Source organism: Streptomyces sp. O3, assembly GCF_054788135.1.
Map to the genome: position 1 here is coordinate 1 of NZ_JBTVYK010000209.1, position 261 is coordinate 261.

The 261-nt window shown below is 42.5% G+C and carries 1 pseudogene; it reads left to right on the top strand.

Features of this window, described 5'->3' with window-relative positions:
* Window positions 1-261 (top strand): annotated as a pseudogene (locus ACX6XY_RS30385) (methionine adenosyltransferase); the annotation flags it as partial.

Consider the following 261-nt stretch of genomic DNA (forward strand, 5'->3'; position numbering starts at 1 on the left):
GATATCGCACAAGGCGTAGACGAAGCGTTAGAATCCAGAAGTGGCAACGAAATTGACGCTGCTATTGAAGCAATCGGAGCGGGAGACCAAGGGTTAATGTTCGGTTTTGCAACAGACGAAACGGAAGAACTAATGCCATTACCGATTTTCTTAGCGCATGGTTTAGCTCGCAAATTAACCGAGTTACGCAAAACAAATAAATTAGATTACTTGCGCCCGGATGCGAAAACACAAGTAACAGTAGAATATGATGAGTTTAAT